Source organism: Clavibacter lycopersici (assembly GCF_003576405.1).
GTDB lineage: Bacteria > Actinomycetota > Actinomycetes > Actinomycetales > Microbacteriaceae > Clavibacter > Clavibacter lycopersici.
This window is the reverse complement of sequence record NZ_QWGT01000368.1, coordinates 1-1,788: the sequence shown is the minus strand read 5'-3', so window position 1 is coordinate 1,788 and position 1,788 is coordinate 1. Positions and strand designations below refer to the sequence as shown.

Below are 1,788 nucleotides of genomic sequence, written 5' to 3'. Positions count from 1 at the left end.
CGGCGCTGCTCGCGCGGCCGGTCGACGCGACGGTCGCCGCCGGGGATCCGCCTCCGCCCGCCGAGGTCGAGCGCCGCGTCGCGCTCGTGGTGGAGACGTCGGGCACCACATCGCGGCCGAAGCGCGTGGCGCTGTCGTCGGACGCGCTGCTGGCGAGCGCCGCCGCCTCGCAGACCGCGCTCGGTGCGCCGGGCCAGTGGATCCTCGCGCTGCCCACCCACTACATCGCCGGCCTGCAGGTGCTCGTGCGCTCGATCGCGGCCGGCACGGCGCCGGTCGTCACGGGGCCGGGGAGCTTCGAGCCCCGCGCCTTCGCGGACCTGGCCGGATCCCTGGACGCGCGCGTCGCCCGCTACACCTCACTGGTCCCGACGCAGCTGCACCGGCTCGTCGAGGCGGCGGAGGGCGGCGCGGGCGAGGACGCGGGGCTCGTGCGGGACGCGGTCCGGCGCCTCGACGCGATCCTCGTCGGGGGGCAGGCCACCCCGCCGCACCTGGCCGACCGCGCGGCCGCGCTGGGGTGGCGCGTGGTGCGCACCTACGGATCCAGCGAGACGGCGGGCGGCTGCGTCTACGACGGCGTGCCGGTCGCCACGACCGAGGTGGCCGTCGTCGACGGCCAGGTGGAGCTCGCCGGCCCGATGCTCGCCGAGGGCTACCTCGGCGACCCGGCCGCGACCGACGCGGCGTTCGGCGAGCACGACGGCCGCCGCTGGTACCGCACGGGCGACGGCGGCGAGCTGGTCGACGGCGTGCTGCGCATCACCGGTCGGCTCGACGACGTCGTGATCTCCGGCGGTGAGAAGCTGCGGCTGGCGGCGGTGGAGGAGGTCGTGCGCTCGCTCGCCGGCTGGGATCCTCGGCTGGGCGAGGCCGTGGCGGTGCCCGGCGAGCACGCGGGCTGGGGGCAGCGGCCGGTCGTGTTCGTGCCCGGCACCGTGGATCCCGACCTCGCCGAGCGCGTGCGGCGCGAGCTCGCGGGGCGGCTCGGTCGGGTGGCCGGCTCCGCCCTGGTGCGGGGGATCCCGCAGCTGCCGACGCTGCCCTCCGGCAAGCCCGACCGGCGTGCGCTGCGCGCTGCGGCGGACGCCGACGCGTCCGCCTGAGGCGCCCCGCCTGAGCCGCCCCCGGACATGACGAGGGGCCGGATGCTCGGCATCCGGCCCCTCGCCTCTTGAGGAGGATCGCTCCACGAGAGCTCCTCCAGGAGCTACTTCTTGAAGACGTCCTTGATGTTCTCGCCGGCCTGCTTGGCGCTGGCTCCGGACTGCTGCGTCTTGCCCTCGGCGACCTTGCTGTCGTCGCCGCTGACCTTGCCGAAGGCCTCCTTGGCCTTCCCCGCGAGCTTCTCGCCGGTGTTCTGGGCCTTGTCGTCTGCACTCATTGGCACTCCTTCGTTCGGTGGCTGGGACGTCTCCGACGCTACGCCCGTGAGGGCCAGGCGTCACCCCGCTCACACCGGACGCACGGGCGGGCGGCGCCCGGGGATCCCGCGCACCCCGTGGGAGGATGGGCGCATGGCCACCCGCACCCCCGACGCCCGCGCGAAGGGCCTCCTGTCCTGGCTGATCCTCGCCGTCGGCGTCGTCATCGCCGCCTTCACCGTCGCGATCCTCGTGGCCGCCGTGCGGGCGGACGGCGTGGGCGAGGTGACGGGCACGCTCGTCGCGGGCGGCATCGCGACCCTGGTGGCCGCCCTCGCGTTCATCGACCAGCGCCGCAAGGTCCGCGCGACGCGGGCGACCGAGCTGGCCGCCGCAACCCGCCCGGACGCCGGTGCCGACGGCA

3 protein-coding genes are annotated in these 1,788 nt (G+C 76.3%); 2 read left to right on the top strand and 1 reads right to left on the bottom strand.

What is annotated here, in order from left to right; translation table 11 throughout:
• Positions 1 to 1,106: AMP-binding protein (locus DZG00_RS15175; RefSeq protein WP_233550163.1), on the top strand; the 1,106-nt coding region annotated here is incomplete at its 5' end.
• Between the two features lie 104 nt (positions 1,107 to 1,210).
• Here DZG00_RS15175 and DZG00_RS15170 read toward each other — a convergent pair.
• Positions 1,211 to 1,384 (bottom strand): CsbD family protein, encoded by a 174-nt coding sequence (locus tag DZG00_RS15170; RefSeq protein ID WP_012299850.1) that lies wholly within the window; start codon positions 1,382 to 1,384, stop codon positions 1,211 to 1,213.
• 133 nt (positions 1,385 to 1,517) lie between these two features.
• Between DZG00_RS15170 and DZG00_RS15165 the strand changes: the two genes are divergently transcribed.
• Positions 1,518 to 1,788: hypothetical protein (locus DZG00_RS15165; protein WP_119455803.1), on the top strand; the 271-nt coding region annotated here is incomplete at its 3' end.